At 33.9% G+C, this 25384-nt stretch carries 27 protein-coding genes; 3 read left to right on the top strand and 24 right to left on the bottom strand.

What is annotated here, in order from left to right; genetic code table 11:
- Positions 1-8: 8 nt before the first annotated feature.
- The 17 genes from H0Z29_03690 to H0Z29_03610 all read right to left on the bottom strand — a co-directional run bounded on the left by H0Z29_03690 (position 9) and on the right by H0Z29_03610 (position 13081).
- Positions 9-410 (bottom strand): hypothetical protein, encoded by a 402-nt coding sequence (locus H0Z29_03690; protein MBO8130606.1) that lies wholly within the window; start codon positions 408-410, stop codon positions 9-11.
- Entirely contained in the window at positions 382-1815 is a 1434-nt protein-coding gene (gene atpD / locus H0Z29_03685; protein MBO8130605.1) for a F0F1 ATP synthase subunit beta, read from the bottom strand. The genes H0Z29_03690 and atpD overlap by 29 nt, the downstream gene beginning before the upstream one ends.
- An 8-nt stretch (positions 1816-1823) precedes the next feature.
- On the bottom strand, positions 1824-2684 hold the full coding sequence (atpG, locus tag H0Z29_03680) for an ATP synthase F1 subunit gamma (GenBank protein MBO8130604.1): 861 nt from the start codon (positions 2682-2684) through the stop codon (positions 1824-1826).
- Positions 2685-2696: 12 nt separating this feature from the next.
- Positions 2697-4223, bottom strand: a complete 1527-nt coding sequence (locus tag H0Z29_03675) for a F0F1 ATP synthase subunit alpha (GenBank protein MBO8130603.1) — start codon at positions 4221-4223, stop codon at positions 2697-2699.
- Positions 4224-4757, bottom strand: coding sequence for a F0F1 ATP synthase subunit delta (locus H0Z29_03670; protein MBO8130602.1), 534 nt, complete (start codon positions 4755-4757; stop codon positions 4224-4226). It abuts the gene before it with no gap.
- On the bottom strand, positions 4754-5245 hold the full coding sequence (gene atpF / locus H0Z29_03665; GenBank protein MBO8130601.1) for a F0F1 ATP synthase subunit B: 492 nt from the start codon (positions 5243-5245) through the stop codon (positions 4754-4756). The genes H0Z29_03670 and atpF overlap by 4 nt, the downstream gene beginning before the upstream one ends.
- 14 nt (positions 5246-5259) lie before the next feature.
- On the bottom strand, positions 5260-5487 hold the full coding sequence (gene atpE, locus H0Z29_03660) for an ATP synthase F0 subunit C (GenBank protein ID MBO8130600.1): 228 nt from the start codon (positions 5485-5487) through the stop codon (positions 5260-5262).
- Positions 5488-5499: 12 nt separating this feature from the next.
- On the bottom strand, positions 5500-6294 hold the full coding sequence (gene atpB, locus H0Z29_03655) for a F0F1 ATP synthase subunit A (protein MBO8130599.1): 795 nt from the start codon (positions 6292-6294) through the stop codon (positions 5500-5502).
- Positions 6295-6645: 351 nt separating this feature from the next.
- Positions 6646-6885 carry an AtpZ/AtpI family protein gene (locus H0Z29_03650; protein ID MBO8130598.1) on the bottom strand — a complete coding sequence of 80 codons (240 nt, stop codon included), beginning with the start codon at positions 6883-6885 and terminating at the stop codon, positions 6646-6648.
- Positions 6863-7246, bottom strand: a complete 384-nt coding sequence (locus H0Z29_03645) for a polymer-forming cytoskeletal protein (protein ID MBO8130597.1) — start codon at positions 7244-7246, stop codon at positions 6863-6865. The genes H0Z29_03650 and H0Z29_03645 overlap by 23 nt, the downstream gene beginning before the upstream one ends.
- Positions 7243-8067, bottom strand: coding sequence for a M23 family metallopeptidase (locus H0Z29_03640; protein MBO8130596.1), 825 nt, complete (start codon positions 8065-8067; stop codon positions 7243-7245). The genes H0Z29_03645 and H0Z29_03640 overlap by 4 nt, the downstream gene beginning before the upstream one ends.
- On the bottom strand, positions 8064-8921 hold the full coding sequence (locus H0Z29_03635) for a ParB/RepB/Spo0J family partition protein (GenBank protein ID MBO8130595.1): 858 nt from the start codon (positions 8919-8921) through the stop codon (positions 8064-8066). The genes H0Z29_03640 and H0Z29_03635 overlap by 4 nt, the downstream gene beginning before the upstream one ends.
- Entirely contained in the window at positions 8902-9678 is a 777-nt protein-coding gene (locus H0Z29_03630) for a ParA family protein (protein MBO8130594.1), read from the bottom strand. Before H0Z29_03630 ends, H0Z29_03635 begins: the two co-directional genes overlap by 20 nt.
- 193 nt (positions 9679-9871) lie before the next feature.
- A complete protein-coding gene (locus H0Z29_03625) occupies positions 9872-10666 on the bottom strand; it encodes a hypothetical protein (protein ID MBO8130593.1) in 795 nt (264 codons plus the stop codon).
- A gap of 11 nt (positions 10667-10677) precedes the next feature.
- Complete coding sequence (locus tag H0Z29_03620) at positions 10678-11613, bottom strand: calcium/sodium antiporter (protein MBO8130592.1); 936 nt, start codon at positions 11611-11613, stop codon at positions 10678-10680.
- A gap of 6 nt (positions 11614-11619) precedes the next feature.
- The gene (locus tag H0Z29_03615) at positions 11620-12120 is read right to left on the bottom strand and encodes a nitroreductase family protein (GenBank protein MBO8130591.1); all 501 of its coding nucleotides are present in this window, start codon (positions 12118-12120) and stop codon (positions 11620-11622) included.
- A 145-nt stretch (positions 12121-12265) separates the two neighbouring features.
- Positions 12266-13081, bottom strand: coding sequence for a purine-nucleoside phosphorylase (locus H0Z29_03610; GenBank protein MBO8130590.1), 816 nt, complete (start codon positions 13079-13081; stop codon positions 12266-12268).
- A gap of 185 nt (positions 13082-13266) precedes the next feature.
- Here H0Z29_03610 and H0Z29_03605 point away from each other — a divergent pair, with 185 nt between their 5' ends.
- The gene (locus tag H0Z29_03605; protein ID MBO8130589.1) at positions 13267-14280 is read left to right on the top strand and encodes an arsenic efflux protein; all 1014 of its coding nucleotides are present in this window, start codon (positions 13267-13269) and stop codon (positions 14278-14280) included.
- Between the two features lie 2 nt (positions 14281-14282).
- On the opposite strand, the gene H0Z29_03600 is transcribed toward H0Z29_03605, so the two are convergent.
- From H0Z29_03600 to H0Z29_03570, 7 genes are all read right to left on the bottom strand, one after another.
- Positions 14283-16010 carry a ferrous iron transporter B gene (locus H0Z29_03600; protein ID MBO8130588.1) on the bottom strand — a complete coding sequence of 576 codons (1728 nt, stop codon included), beginning with the start codon at positions 16008-16010 and terminating at the stop codon, positions 14283-14285.
- A 15-nt stretch (positions 16011-16025) separates the two neighbouring features.
- On the bottom strand, positions 16026-16271 hold the full coding sequence (locus H0Z29_03595; protein ID MBO8130587.1) for a ferrous iron transport protein A: 246 nt from the start codon (positions 16269-16271) through the stop codon (positions 16026-16028).
- A 19-nt stretch (positions 16272-16290) separates the two neighbouring features.
- On the bottom strand, positions 16291-17199 hold the full coding sequence (locus tag H0Z29_03590) for a hypothetical protein (protein MBO8130586.1): 909 nt from the start codon (positions 17197-17199) through the stop codon (positions 16291-16293).
- On the bottom strand, positions 17183-17935 hold the full coding sequence (locus H0Z29_03585) for a metal-dependent transcriptional regulator (GenBank protein MBO8130585.1): 753 nt from the start codon (positions 17933-17935) through the stop codon (positions 17183-17185). Before H0Z29_03585 ends, H0Z29_03590 begins: the two co-directional genes overlap by 17 nt.
- Before the next feature lie 459 nt (positions 17936-18394).
- Entirely contained in the window at positions 18395-19165 is a 771-nt protein-coding gene (locus tag H0Z29_03580) for a tetratricopeptide repeat protein (protein MBO8130584.1), read from the bottom strand.
- Between the two features lie 20 nt (positions 19166-19185).
- Positions 19186-19956: a YjbH domain-containing protein gene (locus H0Z29_03575; protein ID MBO8130583.1), complete on the bottom strand. Its 771-nt coding sequence runs from the start codon at positions 19954-19956 to the stop codon at positions 19186-19188.
- A 14-nt stretch (positions 19957-19970) separates the two neighbouring features.
- Positions 19971-21827, bottom strand: a complete 1857-nt coding sequence (locus H0Z29_03570) for a PAS domain S-box protein (protein ID MBO8130582.1) — start codon at positions 21825-21827, stop codon at positions 19971-19973.
- A gap of 269 nt (positions 21828-22096) precedes the next feature.
- On the opposite strand from H0Z29_03570, the gene H0Z29_03565 reads away from it, so the two are divergent.
- A complete protein-coding gene (locus H0Z29_03565; GenBank protein MBO8130581.1) occupies positions 22097-24745 on the top strand; it encodes an Hpt domain-containing protein in 2649 nt (882 codons plus the stop codon).
- A gap of 2 nt (positions 24746-24747) precedes the next feature.
- Entirely contained in the window at positions 24748-25338 is a 591-nt protein-coding gene (locus H0Z29_03560) for a chemotaxis protein CheW (GenBank protein MBO8130580.1), read from the top strand.
- Positions 25339-25384 lie beyond the last annotated feature (46 nt).

The raw sequence follows: 25384 nt of genomic DNA, 5'->3' as shown, positions 1-25384 counted from the left end.
CCTCCGTATCACTTTTTTCTGAATCTGTCTGCAAATTTCAACTTGTTAACACTTCTCTTTAAATCAATACCTGCAAGTACAAAGCCAGCTAAAGAACCGTAAGTTTTCACTTTTTTATAAATATTATCAACTTCTTTTTTAGTCTCCTTAATGTTTATTTCACCTGGGCTTTCTGTAGATTCGGTCGTAATTAGTACGTCAGTTCCGGTAATTTCTGCAAATCCCCCAGGGCACCATAGAAAAAAGCTTTTACCATTCTTCTTATATTTTATATCCCCAGGTTCCAAATATACAATCGCAGGTATATGGTTTTTCATTATGCCCATATAACCATCTAAGGTTAAGAGCCTGACATATTCTATATCTTCAAGTTCGATTTTTTTATAAGGCGTTGCTATTATAAGTTTCATCTTTGAGTTTTATTTTATTTGCTCTTTCTATTACCTCATTGATCGTGCCAGCATATATGAATGCCTGTTCAGGGATATGATCAAGTTCCCCTTTTATTATTAATTCAAAACCTTCTATGGTGTTTTTCAATTTTACATATTTCCCTTTGTATCCTGTGAATTCTTCAGCTACATGAAAAGGTTGAGAAAAGAAACGCTGTATCCTCCTTGCTCTTTTGACTATTATTTTATCATCCTCTGATAGTTCTTCGATACCCAGAATTGCAATTATATTCTGAAGTTCTTTATATCTCTGAAGAATTCCCTGGATTTTTTTTGCAACCTGATAATGGCGCTGACCAATTATTCTTGGATCCAGTATTTTTGAAGTAGAAGAAAGGGGGTCTACCGCTGGATAGATACCAAGCTCAGCTATACCTCTGTCAAGAACAGTAGTGGCGTCTAAATGTGCAAAAGTTGTAACCGGTGCAGGATCGGTTAAATCGTCAGCAGGTACATATATTGCTTGGATTGACGTAATTGCTCCATTCTTCGTAGATGCTATTCTTTCCTGCAATTCTCCCATATCTGTTGAAAGAGTTGGCTGATATCCAACTGCCGATGGCATTCTCCCGAGAAGTGCTGACACCTCAGCCCCTGCCTGGGTGAATCTGAAAATATTATCAATGAATAGGAGTACATCCTTTTTTTCATAATCTCTGAAGTATTCTGCACAGGTCAATGCTGAGAGACCAATCCTCATTCTAGCACCGGGTGGTTCATTCATTTGTCCAAAAATCATCGCTGTCTTATCTATTACACCTGTTTTTTGCATCTCAATCCAAAGTTCATTTCCTTCTCTGGTTCTTTCCCCGATTCCTGCAAAAATAGCATACCCTCCATGTTCAGCTGCTATATTTCGAATTAATTCCTGAATTAATACAGTTTTACCTACTCCTGCTCCACCGAAGAGACCTGTTTTGCCTCCTTTCGTATAGGGTGCCATAAGATCAATTACTTTTATTCCTGTTTCAAACATTTCAGTCGCTGTGTCAATTTCGGTTAAGTTGGGTGGTTTTCGATGAATTGGTAGGTATATCTTGGCATTTATTGGTCCTTTTTTATCGATTGGATCGCCAAGGAGATTCATTACCCGACCAAGAACTTCTTCCCCAACAGGAAATTTTATCGGTTCACCAGTATCAATGACTGGCATACCACGTGATAATCCATCGGTAGAATCAAGTGCAATGCTTCTAACTGTTTTATCACCAAGATGCTGTTCGACCTCCATTGTTATAACACTTTTATCGTCTTTATATATTTTAAGGGCATTATAAATTGACGGCAACGAACCATTCGTAAACTCTACATCAACTACTGGTCCAATTATTCTAAGTATTCTCCCTTGATTTCCCATATTCACCTACGTTTTTAATGAATAGCCGATTTAATACCTCCAACAACATCTATCAACTCTGATGTTATCTCATTCTGTCTTGTTTTGTTGTATTCCAAATTCAACTCATTCAGCATCTGCTTTGCATTTTGGCTTGATGATTCCATTGCCATCATTCTGGCGGCTTGCTCTGCTGCATATGATTCCAATAAACATTCCCACATTTGTATGTTCAGATATTGAGGAATCAAATTTCTTACTATGTCCTCTGCCGATGGTATTAGTAACATGCTACCAGATAATTTTTTAGAAGCAGGTCTTCTTACTAATGGTAGATATTGTTGAATTACAACACTTTGCCTTATCATGCTTTTGTATTCATTATAAATAATTGTCGCTCTATCAATCTCAAACAGCATAAATAAGTCCATTACAACTTTTGCTACTTCCATAGCGTGCTGGTATCCAAGCTCATCAAAAAATCTGATGTATTCACCAATTACGTTGTAACCTTTGGCAGTAAAATATTCCTGCCCTTTCTTTCCCACACATATAAGGAAAAGTTCATCTTTATCAAGATATGAGAATTCTTTTTCAGCTGTTGAAATAATATTTGAATTGAATGAACCGCATAATCCATGATCAGAGGTTATAATTATATATAATTTGTTTACAGGTTCTCTTTCAGTAAGAAGAGGATGAATAGAGCGGTCAATAGATGGTAATAGGTCATTAAAAAGAATAGATATATTTTCTGAATATTCTCTTGCTTTAAATAAGGCATCATGAGCTTTTTTTATTTTTATTGTTGAAATGGTATGCATGCTGTCGATTATGTTCTGGATATCCCCGACACTTCTAATTTTTGATTTTATTTTTCTTAGCGTTAACGACATATTATCTCAATATCACTTGTTCTTCAGTAATTGAAGTTTAAACTTTTTAATTGACTCTCTAAGCTTTTCCTCTAACTGCTTTGAAATTACCTTTTTCTCATTAATTTCCTTTATTATATCGGGCTTATTAATTTTTATAAAATTGATTAATTCCTTTTCAAATTTCCTTACTTCATCTATATCTATATCATCAAAAAAACCATTTACTCCAGCAAAAAGAATCAAGATTTGTTCCTCAACTGGCATTGGTTCGTATTGATCCTGCTTAAGTAATTCTGTAAGAGTTTCACCACGGATAAGTAAGTTTCTTGCGCTTGCGTCAAGTTCGGAACCAAATTTTGAGAATGTTTCAAGCTCTCTATATTGAGCAAGGTCTAATCTAAGTGAGCCAGCTACCTGTTTCATAGCTTCTATCTGGGCATTCCCCCCGACACGGGAAACACTGATTCCAGGATTTATTGCAGGTCTTATACCTGAGTAGAAAAGATTGCCTTCCAGGTATATTTGCCCATCGGTAATTGAGATAATATTTGTTGGAATATATGCAGATATATCACCTGCTTGGGTTTCTACAATCGGAAGAGCTGTAAGGCTGCCACCGCCAAGCTCATCACTTAATTTAGCTGCTCTTTCAAGGAGTCTTGAGTGGAGATAAAATATGTCTCCTGGATAAGCTTCTCTTCCGGGTGGTCTTCTTAAAAGAAGGGATAACTGTCTGTATGCCCAGGCGTGTTTTGTCAGGTCATCGTAAATGATTAGTGCATGCATTCCATTGTCACGAAACCATTCACCGATAGAACATCCAGCGTAAGGTGCAATATACTGTAATGCGGCTGGGTCGCTTGCATTTGCCGCAACCACAACGGTATAGTCCATAGCACCGTAATTTTTTAAAGTATCTATAACTCTTGCAACAGTGCTTACTTTTTGTCCAATAGCGACATATATACAATAGACTGGTGAGTCCGTTTTATGTGTATATTTTTGATTGATGATTGTGTCAATTGTTATTGCTGTCTTTCCTAATTGTCTATCACCAATTATTAATTCTCTCTGTCCCCTGCCAATTGGTATCATAGAATCGATGGCTTTGATACCAGTCTGAAGCGCCTCTTTTACTGGTTGTCTATCCACTACTCCAGGTGCAGTTCTTTCGATTGGATAAAATTCTTTGAAATCTATTTTACCTTTATCATCCAGCGGTATTCCAATAGGATTTATAACCCGTCCAAGGATTTCCTTACCCACACCAATTTGCATTGTGTTATATGTTCGTCTAACTTTCTCTCCTTCTTTTACACCTTCAATGTCGCCAAGAATGATTGCACTCACTGTATCTTCATCAAGATTCATTACCATTCCTATTTGACCACTTTCGAATTCTATCATTTCACTTGCCATTACTCCTGATAATCCGTAAATGGTAGCCATTCCGTCGGCAACTTGAATAACCTCTCCGACTTCCTCAACTTTCTCCTCTTCAAGTAGATTTTCAAGCTTTTTCCTTATAGTGGCTACAAGTTCATCACTATTCCTCATTTATGATTTCTCCTCAAGGATAGCCCTTTTTATTCTTTCTATTCTGCCCTTTATAGAACAGTCTAATAGTTTATCTTTTATCTGGATTCTAATCCCACCAATTAGCTCGGGGTTTATCTTATAGTTACAGATGACTTTTTTATTTAGCGTCTCTTTCAATTTGTTTTCAATTTTAATTTTTTCATCCTCATCCAGGACGTTGGGGGTTTCAACATTTACCATTTCTGTGCCTGTTTCTATAAGATGGATATCTTCAAGAGTGTTAATTAGCTTATTCAGATTTTTGGGGATTTTTAAAAATTTGTATTCTTCAAAAAGAAAATTGGTGATTGTTCTTATTTCGCTCCTGTAATACTCTCCTATTTCATTAATAAAATTAAATGAAGTATTTATTTTCAAGGGTCGTTTACTGGAAGTATCTTTTAAGAATTTGTAAAGTAGTTTTAAAAATTCGAATAATTCTGGTTGAAATCCTTCTTTCGTCGAAGTTTCATACAAGGCAGATGCAATTGCTTTTATTTTTCTATTTTTCAAGATAGTCTATCCCCAATATTTTTCAAAGATTCTTCAATGAGCTTTCTTTGATCGTCAATAGTTACCTTTCTTTTTAATATTTTTTCTGTAAAATCAGCGGCAATGTCAACGAGTATTCTTTCGAGATCCTTTTTCGCTTTTGCCTTTTCTCTATCTATTTCCTGTTTTGCTTTTTCAAGAAGTTGAGTTGCAGATTTTCTTGCCTCATCGATAATTCCCTCTTTTATCTTTTCAGCTTTTTCTAATGCATCATCAATAATTTTTCTGGATTCTATCCTTGCCTGATCTAATAATTTCTCTGATTGTTTTTTATTTTCCTCTGCTTCCATTCTTAGTTGTGTGGCACGTTCAATTGCTCCACGAATAGTGTTTTCCTGTTTTTTTATAAGATTGTTGATAGGTTTGTATGCATATTTTTTCAGAAGGAAAAGAAGTATTATGAATATTACAATTGTCCAGATAGTTAATCCAGGCTCAATTTCAAGCATTTTTTACCAGCTATTTACTTAATTAGTATTACCAATAGACAGGTAATGATAGCTAAGAAAGCTAGTCCTTCAATTAGAGCAGCGGCAAGAATCATGGTTGTTCTTATTCCATCAAGAGCCTCAGGCTGGCGTGCTATTCCATCAACAGCGGATTTACCAATTATCCCGATTCCAATGCTTGCACCAATAATAATTAGTCCTATTCCAATAACGGCACCTAAGTATACAAGTGAACTTTCCATAAATTCCTCCATTTAATGCGACTTTATACTCATACTTATAAACATTACGCTTAATATTGAAAAAATATAAGCTTGAATAAAAGCTACTAGTAATTCAATAAGAGAAACAAATATTGCAATACCAAGTGCTAATGGACTTATGAGTAATGATTTTGTTAAAATTACCAGAAAAAACAGTATAATTATATTTATGTGTCCAGAAAGCATATTTGCAAACAACCTTATTGCAAGAACAGTTACTCTGATTAGTAACCCTATTATCTCCATGGGGAGCATGACAGGTATTAGCCAGAAAGGTATACCTCCTGGTATCAGACTCTTAAAATAGCCAAATAAACCGTGTGTTTTTATTCCCTCATATAATATTACAAAAAAGACTACAAGAGATAACCCAGCTGTGACACTCAGGTTTGATGTAGGACTTGCCATAAAAGGTACAAGCCCCATGAGGTTTGAAATTATTATAAACAAAAATAGTGTTGCTATAAAAGGAAAATATTTATCTCCTAACTTTCGTCCGAGCGTTGGATATACAATGTTATCCCTGATAAATATTATGATATATTCAAGTAAAAGAGCGAATCTGTTAGGTATCAATTTTTCTTTCCTGAATGAAAAATAAAATGATAGGAATATTATAAGTGACGAAATGAATAGCAAAACAACGTTTCTGGTTATAGATAAATCAATACTGATGCCTAGGATGTTAATTGGTGGTAATTGTGGTAGCTGTATCTTGTGACCAAATAATTCATAGTATTTTGTGTCTTTTAAATATTCTAATATGAAGCTACCTGATTTTTCCATACTTTAATCAATGTTCTTTTAAAAGTGTAAAAACTTCTATTCCCAATAGATAAATATATAGTGACAAAGAACCACCTAAGATGGCATTGAAGTTAAAGCTACCATATTTAAATATCAATATTATAAAAATTGAGATAATAATCAGCCTAATTATAATAAAACTGATGTACTTAAAAATATAAAATATTAAGTTTCTATCTCTATTTTTGTAAATAACATAAAAAGTAGGCATAAATAAGGGTGTTATAACCAATTTTATTAGTACAAGCTCGCCAATATGTTCTATTTCGTGGATAAGGCAATATATAAAATTTAGCAGATAGATAACAAATATATACTTAACAACAAAAATCAATTTTTTTTATCTTCCTTCTTGGAAGAGACCTTTTTTACTGTTAAAAAAAGAGTTCTCATTCCAAAAATAAATCCAGCAAGTCCTCCAAGAATAGTGCCCTGAGGTAAAGTATTGAACTTTTTATCAACAAAATATCCTATCATTACGAATATGAAGATTGTTATTGCTATATTTAATCCTATGCCCAGATATCCAATGAAATTTATATTTTCCTTAGAGAGATGTTTTTTTATCAATTTTTTCACTTTCCTTTGAAGGTTTATAACCTTTCATGTCACATCTACCTTCAAATTTTGCGCCCTCTTCGATAGAAATTGTTTTTGCTGTCACATCTCCCTTAAGATTAGCTTTGTTACTTAGTGCAACCCTACCAACTGCGTAAATATTTCCTTCAACATTACCACTTATCAAAATGTCATTCCCAATAAGTTTTCCTTTTATATCTGCTCCAGCTGCTATAGTAATTGTACCTTTGGTTTCTATATTCCCTATTATATTGCCATAGACAAGAATATTACCGTCAAGTCTAATATCACCCTCTATGGTTGCACCTTCGCCTATTATTGTGTTTACAGCAGCTTCTTTTCCCTTAATCACTTAACCTCCATACTGCTAAATGATATATTTTTATCCTTGTAGGCATATATAATTTTTTGGGGGTCTATTGGCATACCATCTTTCCATATTTCAAAGTGAAGATGCGGTCCCTCGCTCTCTCCAGTGTTTCCCACAAATGCTATTACCTCACCTCTTTCAACCATCTGATGCTCTCTTGCAATATTTCTTGAGTTGTGTCCATATATTGAAAAGTATCCGCCCTGATGATAAATGATTATCATGTTACCATAGTGATATGACCAGTTCGAAAAAATAACAATGCCTGATGCGGCTGCTTTTACCGGAGCTCCTTCTGGTGCTGCTATGTCAATGCCATAGTGATTATCTTCTTCAAAAAGGTTATCAGTAACAAAACCCTGTGTGATATATCCTCCGTCAACTGGTGGTGTTATTGGCATGTTATCAAGGAAACTTATCTCAAGAGATTTATTTTCTAGAAGTTTTGCATCAAAGTTTTCATCGGTTTCAGACATGTATGAGGTATCAGGTCCTGATAGAGCAAGGTCAGCTCCCAATACTGATCTTATATAATGATCTATCTGTTTTATTCTATTATAATCCGATAATATTTTGATTATTTTTAACCTATCCTTTATCAATTTTTCGTTTTCTCCCATCAGTTTATCATAGTTTATTGCCTTAGGTAAATAGATATAGGTAAAAATCCCAATGGTAACGATTAAGGTGAGTATTATGATTATAAAAATTTTTAAAAAGTTTGTACTTACCTTTATCGAAAATGGTTTTTTCTTTTCACTTGTTATTAACTGAAATATGTAATAACCTTTTGTCAAGCTCATTCCCCTTTATTTTCAATCAATTCCAGGACTCTATTGAGATCTTCGGATGAATAATACTCAATTTCAATCTTACCTTTACTTTCATTACCATTTATTTTTACTTTAGTTCCAAAAAAGTGCCTTAATTTTTGCTCAATATCTTTTACAAAAGGTGATAATTCCTCCTTTTGTTCTCTTTTTAACTGTTCCTTTTTTTCATATTTTCTGACAATACCTTCGACTTTTCTTACGCTTAAGTTTGCTTTTTTTATTCTTTCCCAGATCTTGATCTGAGTTTTTTCATCCTTAATTGAAAGAATTGCTCTGGCATGCCCTTGAGTCAAGACACCATTTTTGAGGTCATTCTTTATCTGCTCTGGCAGATTAAGTAGTCTCAATGAATTTGTAATTGTTGATCTATCTTTGCCCACTCTGCGGGCTATTTCCTCATGGGAAAGATTAAAAGCATTAGCAAGTACGTGATAAGCATTTGCCTCTTCTATGGGATTTAAATCCTCTCTCTGTAGATTTTCTATCAGAGCAAGTTCCACCAATTCCACGTCAGTGTCAACAGGAATGATATAAGCCGGGATAGTTTTTAGCCCTACATCGCGGGCAGCCCTTAACCTTCTTTCTCCCGCTATAAGTTCATAACTATCACCAATAGCTCGCACCGTTATAGGCTGAATAATACCTTTTTCTTTTACAGATTTCCTTAATTCTTCCATTCTTTCATCATTAAATTCTTTCCTTGGCTGTAGTGGATTCACTCTGATATTATCGATTTCTATCTCAGCGATTCTATATTCAGATTCAATATCTTTTGATAAGTCAGGAATTATAGCGTCTAATCCCTTACCTAATCTTTTCGCCATTTCTCTCCAGTATTTCACCTATTAATGATAGATAATCCTGTGCCCCAGCAGAATTTGCATCATAAAGTATAATTGGTTTCCCAAAGCTTGGTGCCTCGCCTAGGCGAACGTTTCGTCTTATTATAGTTTTATAAACTTTTTCTCCAAAGTGGCTTTTAACCTGTTCTGCTACTTCCTGAGACAGTTTCAATCGTGTATCAAACATGGTAAGTAATACCCCTTCAATCTGTAAATTCCTATTTAAACTTTTTTGAACCAGCCTAATGGTGTTTAAAAGTTGTCCCAGACCTTCCATCGCAAAGTATTCACACTGGATTGGAATTATGACCGTGTCTGATGCCGTAAGTGCATTTACTGTCAAAAGTCCCAGGCTTGGGGGACAGTCAATAATAATATATTGATAATCATCTTTAATTTTTTCTAAATGTTTTTTCAGAATTGATTCTCTTTCTGGTAAATCTATAAGTTCTACTTCCGCTCCTACAAGCCTTGTAGCGGACGGTAAAATGTCCACATAAGGGATTTCAGTTTTTTGTATTGTGTCTCGTACGTCTGCTTTTCCTATCAGTATTTCGTAAATACTATTTACAAGGTTTTTGTGGTCGATTCCGAAACCGAGAGTTGCGTTAGACTGAGGGTCTATATCGACAATCAATGTTTTTATCTCCGATACTCCAAGACAAGCACCAATATTAATAGCCGAAGTGGTTTTACCCACGCCCCCTTTTTGATTTGCCAATGATATAATTTTTTTCATTTCAAAAAATATCAATACCAGAAAAATTTAATCTTAAGGTTATCTAAAAACAAGAATTATTAAAGATGTCAATAATAATACAGCGACAACGATAGAATTATAAATATATCTCCTTTTTATAGCAGTTCTTTCTACATCATTACATGGTAATTAGATTGAATTTTTATTAGAACCATTCTTCCTTATTGATATATCATAATCTATACAGGTCAGGATGTCTGTCTTCGAATAGGTTGTTATTCTCTGTAATGTTTTTATCAAGAGCTTCCTCCGGATCTATTTCTACTATGAGAACATTTTCCTCTTTATCAGATAGAGAACCAAGTACTTTGCCGTCGGGACTTGTTACTTGGCTCTTTCCAGTGAATTTCAGATATGATTTTTTCCCGATTATTTCCATTCCTACTCTGTTTGCCGTAACAGTGAAAACACGGTTTTCAATACTGCGTGTTGTCATAGCGTTCTGACAATATGGTAATACAAGATTTGCAGGATGTGCTATTATCATAGCACCACTTAGCGCAAGGGACCGTGTGACTTCTGGAAAAATCCAGTCAAAACATATCATCACACCAATTTTTACATCATCTATGGTAAATACCTGCGGATATTCGAATCCCGGAGCAAAAATTTCTTTTTCAGTATTAAAAAGATGAATTTTTCTGTAAATACCTATAAAATTACCTTTGCTAAATACCGCAGCACTGTTGAAATATCTATCACCAAGCTTTTCCATTACTCCCATTATAACTGATGTTTTTATATTTCTGGTAGTTTCAAGCATTACTTTGGATGTTTTCCCCTTAGGGAAAAATTCAGCTAATTCCTCCATCTTTTTGATATTTTCGAAATAATATCCGGTTGTGCATAACTCAGGGAGCACCCACAGGTCCACATCTTTATATTTAAATAGTGTCTCGGTAATTCTTGACAGGTTGTAATCTACATCTGCCCATCTCGGTGAAAATTGATAAACGCCAATTATCATACCTTAACCATTTATCCAGTTACTTCTACTATTAATTTGCTGACATATAAGAAGTATATTAAAACAAATATGATCCCTTCAAACCGGGATATTTTTCCCCCAGTGTAAAGAAAGATTGCAAGTAGAATTGTTATAGATAACATAAATAGGTTGTCAAACTTAATTACAGAAAGTTCGACTTTTATTGGGTTGAAAATTGCAATAAAGCCAAGTATAAAGGCAATGTTGAATAAATTACTTCCTATTATGTTGCCAAGAGAGATGTCCTGTTCTTTTCTTATTATTGCGAGGATACTTGTAAAAAGTTCTGGTAGTGATGTTCCGAGTGCTACTATTGTAAGACCTATAAATAGCTCCGGTATTCCAAAAAGCTGCGCTACCTTAACTGCTCCTCTTACCGTGAAATTACCTCCTATAATCAATCCAAGTAATCCTCCCATAGTAAAAATTATATATTTTAAAGTATTACCTTTTGTATTATGATCGATGTCAGCTAAGTTTTCACTTTTCCTTCTCGATAATATGTATATCATATATGTAAGAAAAATAGCAAATAGTATTACCCCGTCGATTCTTGAAAGCTTGCCATCTCTTGAAATAAATATAAATAAAAGGGTTAAAAATAGTAAAAACGGGATGTCAAGAGTAATTACACGTCTTGATGAATTTATAGGTCTTATAATGGATGCTATGCCAAGAACAAGTAATATATTTATAATATTACTTCCAATAACATTACCAACACAAACACTATCCACCTTTTTTAAAGCTGAAAAAAAACTTACGACAAATTCCGGTAAAGAAGTTCCAAAAGCAACCACTGTCAGTCCAATAACAATCTTTTTTACTCCTGCGGCTAATGCTATCGAGGAGCCTCCTTTAATCAAATATTCTGCTCCATAATAAAGGAGAAGTACGCCAACTATTAAGTATATAAACCCAATCATTATGCTTCACCATTTTTCGTAGTGAATCTTTGATTCTTCATATAGTGCTTTGGGCGGTTTTTCTTCATCTGGATAACCTATTGATATAATTGAGAATAGTGTTATATGTTTTGGAATGCCTATTAAATCTAATATTTCTTTATTTTCATGGTGGTTTGGATAAACGCCGATCCATACACCGCCCAGACCTAAAGCTGGTAGACTCAATAGCATGTTTTCAGTAGCTGCGGCACAATCCTGTACCCAGAAATCTGTTGATTTTTCGTGTTCACCACATACAGCGATAGCCATTGGTGACTGGGAGAGCATTTTTCCGTGTGGATGGAATTCGGCTATTTTATCAAGAGTATTTCTTTTTTTAATGACAATAAATTGCCATGGTCGGATGTTATGTGCTGACGGTGCTGACATTCCAGCTTTTAATATTAGTTCGATTTTTTCAGTTTCCACGTCTTTTTTTAGATATTTTCTGATGCTTCTTCTTTTGAAGATATATTCTATGCTCATATTTACTCATTTATTAAAAAGTCCCTGCCATTTATGTGAACTTTTTAGAATATTCTTTCAATTAGCAATTAAATATTAAACAATTATTACGAAAGGGGAAAGAGAATTGAAAAGAACATATACAAATATTATAATAGTTGACACTTTAAAGTATTTCTGTTACAACTTTGTATATAAAGATGCTAAAGTTCTCTTTATTAGATAATACAGACTTTTTTACCTCTTTATGAGATAACGGTTTTTCAGCAAGACCTACGGCAAGGTTTGAGACAAAGCTAATTCCTATAACATCCAATCCGAGTCTTTTTGCCATAAATGCTTCAGGGATGGTTGACATACCAACGAGGTCACCACCGAGATATCTTATAAATTTTACTTCAGCAGGAGATTCATAACTTGGGCCAGTTGTCCAGCAATATGTTCCTGTTTTGGGTTTCACAGGCAGATTAGATTGTACAATTTTATTGTTAAGCGATAATGAAAAAGGATTTTGTATTGATTTTTCCCAGTTATTTTTAAAGATATTCAGCTGAGTGAAATTTATGTATCCATTTAGTAAAACTAAGTCACCAATCCTAAAATTCGGATTCACAGCTCCTGCCGCATTGGTTATTATCACCTTTTTTATATCTAATTTATACAGAAGTAAAATTGGCAATACTACCTTTTCAAGTCCAATTCCTTCATAATAGTGAGACCTTCCAAATATCGCCATCACATTCTTATTCCCCATTTTGCCAAACACTATTTTTCCATGGTGCCCGCTTACAGTTGGAACAGGATAGTATGGAATATCTTTCATATCAACCGAGATTTTTTCATTTATCTGATTTTCGATTATCCCAAGCCCTGATCCGAGTATAATAGATATTTTTGGTAAAGTATTAATTCTACTCTTTATATAGTTTATTGTTTGGGAATACCTCTCTCCTTTTATTAATTTTTGGAAATTAATACACATATTTAAAGTTAAAATCAAGATGACAAATATACAAATATTTATAATAAAATTAACAGAATCAATATGTGGTATAATATTAAAGTATAATATATAATATATATGGTTTATTTGGTATGTTAATTATAGTTGAATTAATTATTTCTGGTTTTAAATTATGTTGTTGTTATTAAATGGTAGGTTTCATGATGTTAAAAATTCTGTACGATTCAATTCTTATTACCATTTTTGTATTCTCAATGATGCTAATTATCGAATTTTTGAACATTCAGACCAAGGGCAACTGGGGTAAGATACTTGGTAGGAGAAGGAATAGACAGTATATAATCGGTGCCTTACTGGGTGCTATCCCAGGATGTTTGGGTTCATTTACAGCCGTTTCTCTTTACGCTCATAATATTATCTCAATTGGTGCGCTTATTACTACAATGATTGCAACGATGGGTGATGAAACGTTTATTTTACTTGCATTATCGCCGCAAAAAGGACTTGTTATTATCCTAATCCTTTTTTTGGTAAGTTTACCTTCAGGTTTTTTAGTTGATTTATTACTTAAAGAAAAACAAAAGAAGTTTTTTAAATGCGATTGTATGGAAATACATGAGGATAAGTTTGAATATTTTTCTTTAAGGCTCGTATTACCTCAGCTAAAGAGTATAAACTTTGAAAGATTTCTCTTAATGGTTTTAAATATATTTTCACTTCTGCTGGTTGCTTTTGGATTTATAGGACCTGAAGAATGGAATTGGGTGAGAATTACGATTATTATTGTTATCGGAATTGCTACGTTAATCAGCGTACTTGCATCGGATCACTTTTTAAAAGAGCATATTTGGGAACATATACTTAAAAAGCACATACCAAGACTTTTCCTTTGGACACTTGGGGCTCTGATATTTGTTGAGCTGATTGTTCACAGACTTAATATACAGGAATGGATACAGTCAAATAAATATATTGTTCTTTTGATCGCAAGTCTAGTAGGTTTAGTTCCTGAATCCGGTCCACATATTATTTTTGTTACACTATATATTCAAGGAAATATTCCTTTTAGCGTTTTGCTTGCAAGTTCTATTGTTCAGGATGGTCATGGGATGTTGCCAGTACTGGCTCATTCAAGGAGAGTGTTTCTTGGTGTTAAATTGGTAAATTTTGCTATCGGGTTATCATTTGGTTTTCTATTGATGTTATTGGGATTATAAAGCTACAGTATAAGGTGCAATAGAGATCCAGTAATAAACGTTGACACTATCATTATTAATGTGGCTTTAATCATTCCCTTTATACCAAATTCTTTTAGTAGTACTGTAAACGTTGCAACGCATGGAAAATACATTGTAAGTATGACGCTTGCTATTATTGACTGTTTCAGGTTTAGATTTAGAGGAAGCAGCATTCCAACGGCGACATCTTTTCTTAAAAAACCTACTATCAATGCAGTTACAGTTTCTTTAGGCAGGCCAAACATTCCTGTAATAACGGGTCTTACAATTTTCCCAAGGAAGTTAACTATTCCTGAAATGTAGAGGAGGTTTGCAATAAATACTCCAAATAGAACCCATGGGAGTGCTTCCTTAATAAAATACAGGATTCTCATCCAAACCTTTTTTAATGTGGCTTTAAAATAGGGCAATCTGTATGGTGGGATTTCTATAAAGAGTTCTGGAGCAGGACCTTTAAGTAGTCTCTTTAAAATAGTCCCAAGTGAAAGCCACACTAAAAAGAGTGTGAGGAATACACCTCCTATTCCCACAATTCCGTATTTTCCAACCAGTCCAATTATCATTGCGGTCTGTGCAGCACATGGGACGGCTATAGCCATTAGTGTTGCGGCAAGGAATCTTTCCCTTTTGCTTTGTAGTACTCTTGTGGATAAAGCACCAGGTACATTACATCCGAATCCTAAAATCGTTGGGATTATTCCGTATCCATGTAGACCTACCCTGTGCATACCTCTGTCAACAAGTACAGCGAGGCGAGGTAGGTAACCCGAGTCTTCAAGTAGTGATAGTGCAAGGTAAAAGGCAAATACATATGGTAAAACAGCTGCAATAGGTACGTATAATCCTGTTGTTAATAGACCAAAGGATTCGGAAAAATCTATATTACCATCTATTAGCTGCCCTATTAGAATATCATGGATAAATCCAGATGATCCTATGAGTCCTGATAGTTTCATAATGATGGGTGCCCATATATTTTCAAAAAGAGGATCAAATATAAGCCTGATAAGACCTTCACCTATGAATCTTATTAGCCCGAAAGTAACAGCTAACGTTAATATAGCGAATGGTATTCCTGTTGCCGGTCTTATAGTTATCTCAGAAAATCTTTCTAAAAATGTGTGATGATGGTGATATAATTTTTGCACATCATTTATGATTCTACCTATTATTTCCCATTTATTTTCCTCTTTTACCTTTATGTTACTTACCTTTGCCTCTTTTAATTTATCAACCAGTCTCTTTATCCCTTCTCCAGAAATTGCGCATGTTGGTATTATGGGTATACTTATTTTTTCTTCAAGTTTTTTTACATCTATTTCGATACCCTTATGTTTCGTCTCGTCCCAGAAATTTAAAGCCACGACCATTGGGACATCTTTATTTATTAGCTGGAGTGTTAGATTGAGGTTTCTTTCAAGGTTCGTTGCATCAACAACATTAATTACTATGAATTTATCCTTAAAATCTCTAATTGTGTCTTCAAGGATTTTTAGTGCGACTTCTTCAGCCTTTGTCGTAGGTTCCAGAGTGTAGACGCCAGGGACATCGATTACTTTTGCCATTGTTCCATTGATTTTAATGTTGCCTTCTGTAAATTCTACTGTAGTTCCTGAATAGTTTGATGTTACTACGTGTATGCCTGTTAACCTCGAGAATATAGCACTTTTTCCAACATTTGGATTTCCCATCAGCAAAATTCTTTTTATATCTTTTACCATATTTTATCCTTCTTTAATTGGTTCTACTAATATTTTTCTTGCCATACCATATCCAATTGCTATCTGAGTATTACCAATGGAAATAACGATAGGGCCTGCTTTGAATTGTCGAGATTTAGCTTTAATCTTTACTCCCGGGAAGATTCCCATTGCTTCAAGATTCCTTACAAGCCCATGACCTCCTATAACATCCACAACCCTTCCATATTCATTATCTTTTAATTCTGTTAAAGGAACTATTTTATGCATATAGGTATTTTCCTTCGCTTTAGAAACTAACTACTATCTGGCAAGCCAGTTGATTGTAATTTGATAGTTTATTATAAATGATCTGATATTCCAGCTTGATTGACATATTATCTTTCATATCAATCTTTGATAAGAGGTCGACTTTTTGTGAATTATTACCTGATAAAGTATACGAATTATACCTTATTCCTGCTGAATATAGACTACCAATTTTCTTTATTACGTCAAGATGAAATGCCTTTTCCATCTCAGTATGGAGAAATTCAAACTGTATTTTATAATTATTTGAACTTGATGAAAACTCATAACCAGTTAATGGCTTATTAGAGTATTCAGTTATCACGATAGAGTATCCAATATTGATGAACTTTGCAAAATTAAAAGATAGTCTCCCTCCTAAAGTTTTCCTACTATCAGGTAATCCATAAACACATTCTTTTAACGGGGACTTATTTACAATGAATATTTGATATTCAAGATATTTGGCCTTACCTGTGAAATTTATACCTGTTTCTGTCCATCCACCGTTCAGCAATGAATCTGTTGTCACTGGTTGAGATATAAAAAATCTGTCGGGTGTAGAGTAATATTTCCAGTCGATTCCAAAAGGAACATCAAAATTTCCTATCTGAATTGCCATATATTCCTTAAATATATTAAATTTCGCTATAGTCTGCCCCAGAGATAACAATTCACCTTGATACACAATAGCTGCCTCGTAAGATAACGAGCTGGAAAATCTACCCTCGAAGTCGATTTCTAATGAGCCAATGTTGAACTCTTCTGATTTTTTCTGATTGAATTTGTATGCCGTTTTTATGTCAAAAAATCCGGTTATCAAATTGTTATGCTCATAGGAATAGATATCTGTTTCAATTATTGAAATTACTAAGGGCAGAATCATTAAAATATTAAGTTTCTTTTTCAATTTCTACCTCCATATTTGTTGCTTCGACTTTAGATATTGAAGTCTGGTATCCCTCTATATTTATGCAAAATAGGTCTTTCTTGTTATCCACATGTACCATTTCAACTTTGTTAGCTGGGAATATGCCTTTTTTAAGTATCTTTTTTCTAATATTGGAGTCCGGACCAATCATTATAATATTCCCATGTTCTCCCGGTTTCATGTCTTTTAAAAGTATATGTTTCAGTTTGCCATTTTTTATGTAATGTGGGAATTTGGTTTTTACAAAACAATCCTTGCAGAAATCAGAGACACTGGATCCGATTACAGTGGAAGCTATGCATTCTTTGAATCCTTTGATAAATGATTTATCGGTTTTAGGACATGATATTATGTATTGATAAAGAAGGACAAGCCTTTCGAGAGTTTCAGATTCTAGGCAGTGTTCTAGCTTGCATGCTTCGCTCTCTGCCTTTTCTTTATCGATACCCAAGATTTCTTTTAAAAATTTCACCAGAAAATTTTGAAGACTAAACATGTAATGAGCCATGTTTTCACCCTTTTCTGTGAGTTGAATAAATTCATAGGCATGGTATTGTATCAGTCCGAGTTTTGATAGTTTTCTCATAGCTTCGGTTGCAGAGGGCATACTAACCTTTTTCAGTCGAGCTATGTCTTTAATCCGTGCATATTTTTTTTGTTGAGATATTTCATATATAAATTTTAGGTAATCTTGTAGTGAGCTTGAAATGTTCATAAGATTTCCCTCATTATAATAAGCATGCATAATATAATTAGGTATACCAAATAATGCAAAATATTTTTATGACTTTTTTATTATATCGGAATTTTTAGAAGCATGGGTAAGCATACTAATCATTTTGATTACCCGATACTTATTTTAAAAATTAATCAATTTACTAATTTTATCGGATTGTTGTAGGTCAAGCATATGTGGACGAAGCTATTTACGTAGAGTAAGTGAATTAAGTAAGAACGTGTAATGGTTAATTTATATAGTCCTTTTGTTTTGCATAGCAAATCACTTTGTCATTAACTGATATTTTCTAATTGTGATAACCTGTTTGCCTATTTAGATTAATAATAAATTGTTAAATCATTCATTTTAAGTTTATCAAAGAAGCAGTACATGTAACAAAAAAATTATTTTAATCTGAATTAATTTTATAAGAACTTATATTTAAAAAAGTTGGAATTATCTTATCTTTTTTAATAACTCACTTGCTTCTTTTATGCTCCTTTTTTCTGAGTCCGATTTTGGTTTTATTTTCGTTATCATTTCAAAAGCTTTTTTTGCTTCCTCTTTTTTACCAAGTTTTAACTGAGTCTTACCAAGCCATAGAAGGTGTCTTGGATCATCCGGGGCAAGTTCGTGTGCCTTTTTGAAGAAGAATTCAGCTTCCTCAAAGCTTGCCTTTGGAAGTTTCCCATATACAACAGTAGCAATCTGCCTTTCAATCCAGCTCAGATCTGAAAGAGCGTAGTGCCACCTCCCCATGAGATGATAGTTGGCATCGTCAGTGGGATCGAGTTTAATAGCGATTAGAGCATGCTCTTTGACTGCGTAGGAGTTTGTGATTTTTTGTTTTGTACCTTCAATTTCACCAATTCTGCCAATTAGTATTGCATAATACTTGTGCCCACCAGCGGAATTCTTATCAATTTCGATACATTTTTTGGCGTATTCAAAGCCTGGATAGAGATTTTCCTTTTGTAGATCTAAATCATCGGAATTTTGATCTGCTATGTTAAAATGTGCCCTTGCTAATCGCCAGAGTATTTCAGGGGAGTCCTTGTAGGAGTCATGTGCTTTTTTTAATATTTTTAACTCTTCTTGATAAAGCTTTTGATCATCAAGGTAATCGGCTTTTGAAATAATTTCTTTTAGGTTATCACTAGTAGCAAAAACCAGTATGGAAAGTAAAAATATAAGTGTTGGTACGGTTAAAATCTTTTTAGTTTTCATATTAATTCCACTTTTATTTTTTAGAAAAATTCAATGAATGTGATTTTAATTTCTCTTGAAAAATACTCGACATTTCTTCTGTTGAGTAAAATGTTATTAAAGTCCAATTCCAAGTGAAATTTTTGTACAAAAGTCCATCTTATCCCAGCATTTAGATATCCTTTTCCCTTTCCAAAATTAATTTCATTGGTTTCATTGTCGTTTAGAGCTGCATCGTATTCTACCATGAGAGTTAACTCTGGATTAATTTCTTTATCAATTCCACAGAAGAAAGATGGGTCTTTATCATTATCTTTTATTTCTAAATTGTTATAATTTATACCAAAGTGGAACCCCGTATTGCCAAGAAATCGATAATTTTTACTTGCAACTATATAAAACCCCTTTGCCTTTGTCTCATATCTGTCCAATGTTCTGTCGTATTTTCCGTATCCTTGAGAAGTAAATCCTATAAGTATTGCCGGAACGTTTTGTTTTTCTTCTATAACTCTATATTTTAGTTCTATTCCAGGTTGCTCATATAGATTAACTGAGCTATCGCCAATTATATTGTTTCCACCATATGAAATTCCAAACATGAACCTTGTAGTTAATCCAACGTAGATTCCTGCTGTTATGCCCCCTGATTTAAATAATCTTGTTTCTATTAGGTATGAACCACGCGGTATAGTACCAGCTGTGGGATTTGTAATTAGATTTACCGGTTGGGGATATACATCATTATATTGACACAAGGTTCTTGTGACAATTAGAAACAAAATAAGGTAGACTAGATTTAAAATTTTTTTCATAATATCTCCTATAACTATTTTTTACTTATTATTTTTTTTATGACTTTACCTAGCTCAAGTGGTCTGTAGGGCTTTCTAACAACGCCAGAAAATCCATGTTGCTTGTATTTCGTCATAATGGGATCATTCGAATAGCCACTTGATACTATTGCTTTCACATCAGGGTCTATTTTTAACAATTCGGTTATTGTTTCTTTTCCACCCATACCGCCCGGTACAGTAAGATCAAGTATAACTGCATCAAACTTTTTCTCCAACATCATCTGTTTTTTGTATTTTCTTATTGCCTCCTCACCATCGGCGGCAAAATCAACTTTATAACCTATGTTCTGAAGCATAATTCCAGCCATTTCTCTTATTTCTTCTTCATCATCCATGATTAAAATTTTACCCTCTCCTTTATAAAAGTGGTCTGGTTTTTCTTCCTCGGATTCTATATATTTTCCTATTGATGGCAAGTATATGTAAAATGCTGTACCTTTGCCATGTTCAGATTCAACTTTAATTGTGCCATTGTGTCTTTTTACTATTATGTAGGAAGTACTGAGTCCAAGTCCATGTTTTTTGTCCTTTGTCGTAAAATAAGGTTCAAATATGTGGTCTAAGATGTCCGAGGGGATACCTGGGCCATTATCTTTTACAGTGATTTTTATATATTTGCCTGGTTGTAATTCAAATAGTTTATCATTTTTTTCTTTTAAAAGAAAATTTTCTGCTTTTACGAGAACCTTGCCTCCAGACATCATAGCTTGCTGGGCATTTACTAGTAGATTGTTTAATACATAAATGATTTGTTCTTCGTCAATTTCTGCTCCCCATAAGTCTTTTTGAATATCTACATCTATCGTGATGCTTGTTCCTGCTGAAGTGAGGCTTACACTCTCAATTATAGCTTTTTTAACAGATGTAATCTTTTTAATTGGTTCGCCACTCCTTGTGAAAGTCATCAGTTTTTGAGTTAATTCACGTGCCCGTAGAGATGCTTTTTCTATTTTTTCAATTCTTTTTAGTATCTTATCTGTTACATCTGATGAAATTTTCAATAATGAAATGTTACCAAGTATTATCGTTAAAATATTGTTAAAATCATGGGCAATACCCCCAGCGATTTTCTCGGTTGTTTCCAACCTTGCGGCTTTTATTAATTCCTCTTCGACTTTTTTGTTTGACGTAATGTCTCTGAATATAAGTATGAAACCAGTTATTAATTGGTTTTTTATCGATTTAACCGGTATTATTGTTATATCTACAGTTTTAATATTATTACCTATCCTTAGGTTAGTTTCGAATCTTACCACGTTTTTTTTATTTAACTCTTTTGCATAATCAACTATCTTTTTAAAAACTTCTTTCTCAATAATATTTTCTAAGGGAACATTGTGTAAATTCAAAGATTTTATTTCCATTAGCTCTTGAAATGCAGGATTTGCAAGAGCTATGTTAAATTTATTGTCAAGCAGTAATATGCCGTCGCATAAATTTTCTATCAGTTTGCGGTATTTTTCTTCACTCTCTAATATTTTCGTTCGTGCATTGACTCTATTTGTAACATCGGTTTCGTAAATCGCAAAAGTAATTTCCCCGGTTTCTTCATCTTTCAATGGTTTTATCAGAGAGTTTACATAAAATATTTCACCTTTTTTGTTTACTCGAAGTCCTTCGACTTCATCTGTCACTTCGCTATAATAGGCATTTTTAAGAATATTTAAAAAGGTCTTTTGGTATTCTGTTGGAATTATTTTGAAAATTTTATTACCAATAATCTCGTCTTCAGAATAACCATACAGTTGCTTTGCGTATTTATCCCATCCGATTATTTCATAATTATGATCCGTTATTAATACTGCTTCTTCTTTACTTTTTGCTTTCATTCTTTTATTTTTATTTTAAAAAAGTTATACATAAGTGTAAATTACAATTTTAATTTAATTAACTAAAAGTAAAAATAAAAAGTTAAGATTAAAAAAAAGGGAATTCCTTTCCTGTAGTTCGGTAAAAATTTCCACCTCTTTTAAAAATTATTGTGATTCAATGGAATTGATACGTCTGACTTTGTTTAAGGCATAGATTTTGACAAAAAATTAATGGCTTTTTTACATCCTAAAATTGTATTTTTGGGGAGATTTTTCAGGTATGTGAAATGAGTAAAAATGATTTAGTTAGCCTATTGGAAAGGCTTGGAGAAAAAATTGTTCTTACCGATGTTTCAGATCTGCCTGTTCTTGGTGAAATTTTAAATGATCTGGATAAGGTTGAAAAACTGAGCTCTGATTTAAAAAATAAACAAATTAATGATCATGTTGAGTGGCTTAAAGCTACTATTGAGAAGATAATAGTTGGGGAAACAGATAGTCCTGCAGAGGTTTTTAATGAAGTCTCAAAAAGATTTTCAGATCTGCAAACTCTTATAAATTCAATTGTTCGTGATAGTGAAAGAGGTAAAAATAAAAGGAAAGAAGTATTCGAATATAATGAAGTGGTTGATAAAAGCATATTTGAGGAGTTTATCACATCTCTTGAAGGTAATCTTCAGGAAATCGAAAATTTAATTCTTGATTATGAAAATACTGGTAAACAGGAAGATCTAAATCAATTAAAGAGAATAATTCATACAATAAAAGGTGAATCGGGGCTTGTAGGAGTAGATGATCTGAATAAAGTCTGTCATGCACTGGAGGATTTTTTATCGGATAATGAAGATATTGATGTTGATATTTTATATAGGGTCAAAGACTGGTGTGAAGAGGTTGTTGAATATTATTCAGGGCAGAGAGATGCTTACACTCATGTCAAAGAGATAATAGGTTTATTGGAACCTGGAGATAAAAAAGAAAGGAAGGTGAAAAAGAAGAAAAAAAGGAAGAAGGAAAAGAGAAAAAAGGAAGAAATTGTAAATGAGGAAAAATCGGAACCGATACTGATTGAAGAACCAGAGGAAGAACCAGAGGAAGAATTCGAAGTCGTAGAGCCTTACAGTGTAGATGTAGAGTTGTTACCTGATTTTATTAACGAAGCAAATGAGCATATTGAAAATGCTGATTTGAATCTTTTGACAATTGAGAATGACCCTTCGAACGCTGAAGCATTAAATGCTGTATTTCGATCTTTTCATACAATTAAAGGAGTTGCAGGCTTTATCGGGTTAAAAGAAATACAAGAGTTGTCCCATAGAGCTGAGAATCTTCTGGATAAAGCCAGAAACGGTAAAGTAGTATTGGAAGGGGAAAATATTGATTTGGTTTTTAGAGCTGTCGATAAGTTGAAAGAAATGATAAAGGATCTTGAAGAGGTTACAAAAACAGGAGTAGTTAAGCCTCAAGGGCGAGAATTCTATCAACTTATAAAAGATATAGAAAATTTAATCAGGCTTGTTGATGAAGGTATTATAGAAGTGGAGGAAAGGGTAGAAGAAAAGAAACCAGTTTTGGGACAAAAGAAAGTTAAAGAAGAACAGCCTAAGGATAGGGATGAAGAGACTGCCACTGTCGTTGAAGAGCCGGCCCAGGATGAAAAAAGCAAAGATGATCAACATATAGCACCTGATGTCAGCCCTGAAGTGGAAAAAGCTGATGTTGAGGTACAAAAAGTAAAGCTGAAAGAGATTATAAAAATCGATGCTGATAGACTTGATAGGTTAGTAGATACAATAGGTGAGTTGGTTATTGCTGAATCAATGGTTACTCAAGCACCTGAAGTAAAAAGTATTGAATCACCAAGGCTTGCAAAATATGTTTCGCAACTTGATAAAATCACACGGGAATTACAGGAGCTCGGTACTTCATTAAGAATGATCCCGATAAAATCTACTTTTCAAAAAATGGCAAGATTGGTACGTGATTTATCCAAGAAAGCGGGGAAGAAGATTGAATTTGTAACCTATGGTGAGGACACAGAACTTGATAAATCGGTTGTTGACAAAATTGGTGACCCTCTTGTTCATATGATAAGAAATTCAATTGATCACGGTATAGAAGATAATCCTGAGGAACGTATAAAAAGGGGCAAACCAGAGTATGGAAAAATTGAACTCAGAGCTTACCACAGAGGTGGCAATATCATAATAGAAGTTTCAGATGATGGTAAGGGACTTGATAGAGACAAAATATTAAGAAAAGCTATTGAAAGGGGACTTGTTAAGGAAGATAAAGAATTATCCGATAATGAAGTATGGAATTTGATCTTTTCCCCAGGTTTTTCTACTGCTGATGTTGTAACAGACGTATCTGGAAGGGGTGTAGGTCTGGACGTGGTTAAGAGAAATATTGAGTCAATAAGAGGCAGGATTGATGTTTATACTAAGTCTGGTGAAGGTACGACTTTTCGGTTAATTTTACCCCTTACACTAGCGATTATTGATGGAATGGTAATTAAAGTTGGAAGTGAGCGGTATATCATACCGACACTTTCGGTTGTTACTACTTTTCGTCCAAGAAATAATGATATAAGTACATTAATGAAAAAAGGCGAGATTATCTCTTTTCATGGAGAGCTTTTACCTCTTATCAGGCTTTATAAGCTCTTTGATATTGAAAATGCCAAGGAAGACCCCTACAATGCTCTTGTTGTTGTAGTCGAATCAGAGAATATAAAAGTTGGCATTCTTGCTGATGATTTAATTGGTCAGCAACAGGTAGTGATAAAACCGCTTGGTACTTTGTTAAAAAAAGTCCCTGGCATTTCTGGTGGTGCTATTATGCCAGATGGTCGAGTTGGGCTTATAATTGATGTTGCAGGACTTATAAGATTATCGAGAGAGTCAAATGTAATTGAAAAGGTGATTGGGAGGTAATTATGCCCATTAATGTTGAAAATGAAGAGTTAGAAGTAAAAAATACAAAAAACGAAAGAAACAAAAGCAGGGCGGGGAAATATTTGACTTTTAAACTTAGCAATGAAGAGTATGGGATTGAAATACTAAAGGTTAGAGAAATAATTGGAGTAATGGATATAACCTATGTACCAAGGACTCCCGATTTTGTAAGGGGGGTTATAAATCTTCGTGGAAAGATTATTCCAATTGTTGACTTAAGGAAAAAATTTGGACTGGAGGAGGCTGAGATTACCGAGGATACTTGTATAATTGTGGTCGACGTATATAGAAATGATACCCTTGTACAGGCTGGATTACTCGTTGATAATGTTTCTGAGGTTCTTGATATTGAGGCAAATGATATAGAGGATGCCCCTTCCTTTGGAGCTGAAATAGATACCAGTTTCATATTGGGAATGGCAAAGGCGAAAGATGGTATCAAGATACTATTGAATATTGACAAAATTTTGAGTACAGATGAGGTTACCAAGATTGCGGACATTAAAGATAAGCTGGAGACGGGGGCGGAGAAGGCTGAAAAAGGGAAGTCTGCTAAAAAGAAGAAGAAGTAATAGTCTATTAAAATGATGATTGTATATGTTAAGCTCAAAATAAATG

Source organism: Candidatus Neomarinimicrobiota bacterium (genome assembly GCA_017656425.1).
Classification (GTDB): Bacteria; Fidelibacterota; UBA2242; order UBA2242; family B5-G15; genus JACDNV01.
This window is presented reverse-complemented; position numbering and strand designations above follow the sequence as displayed.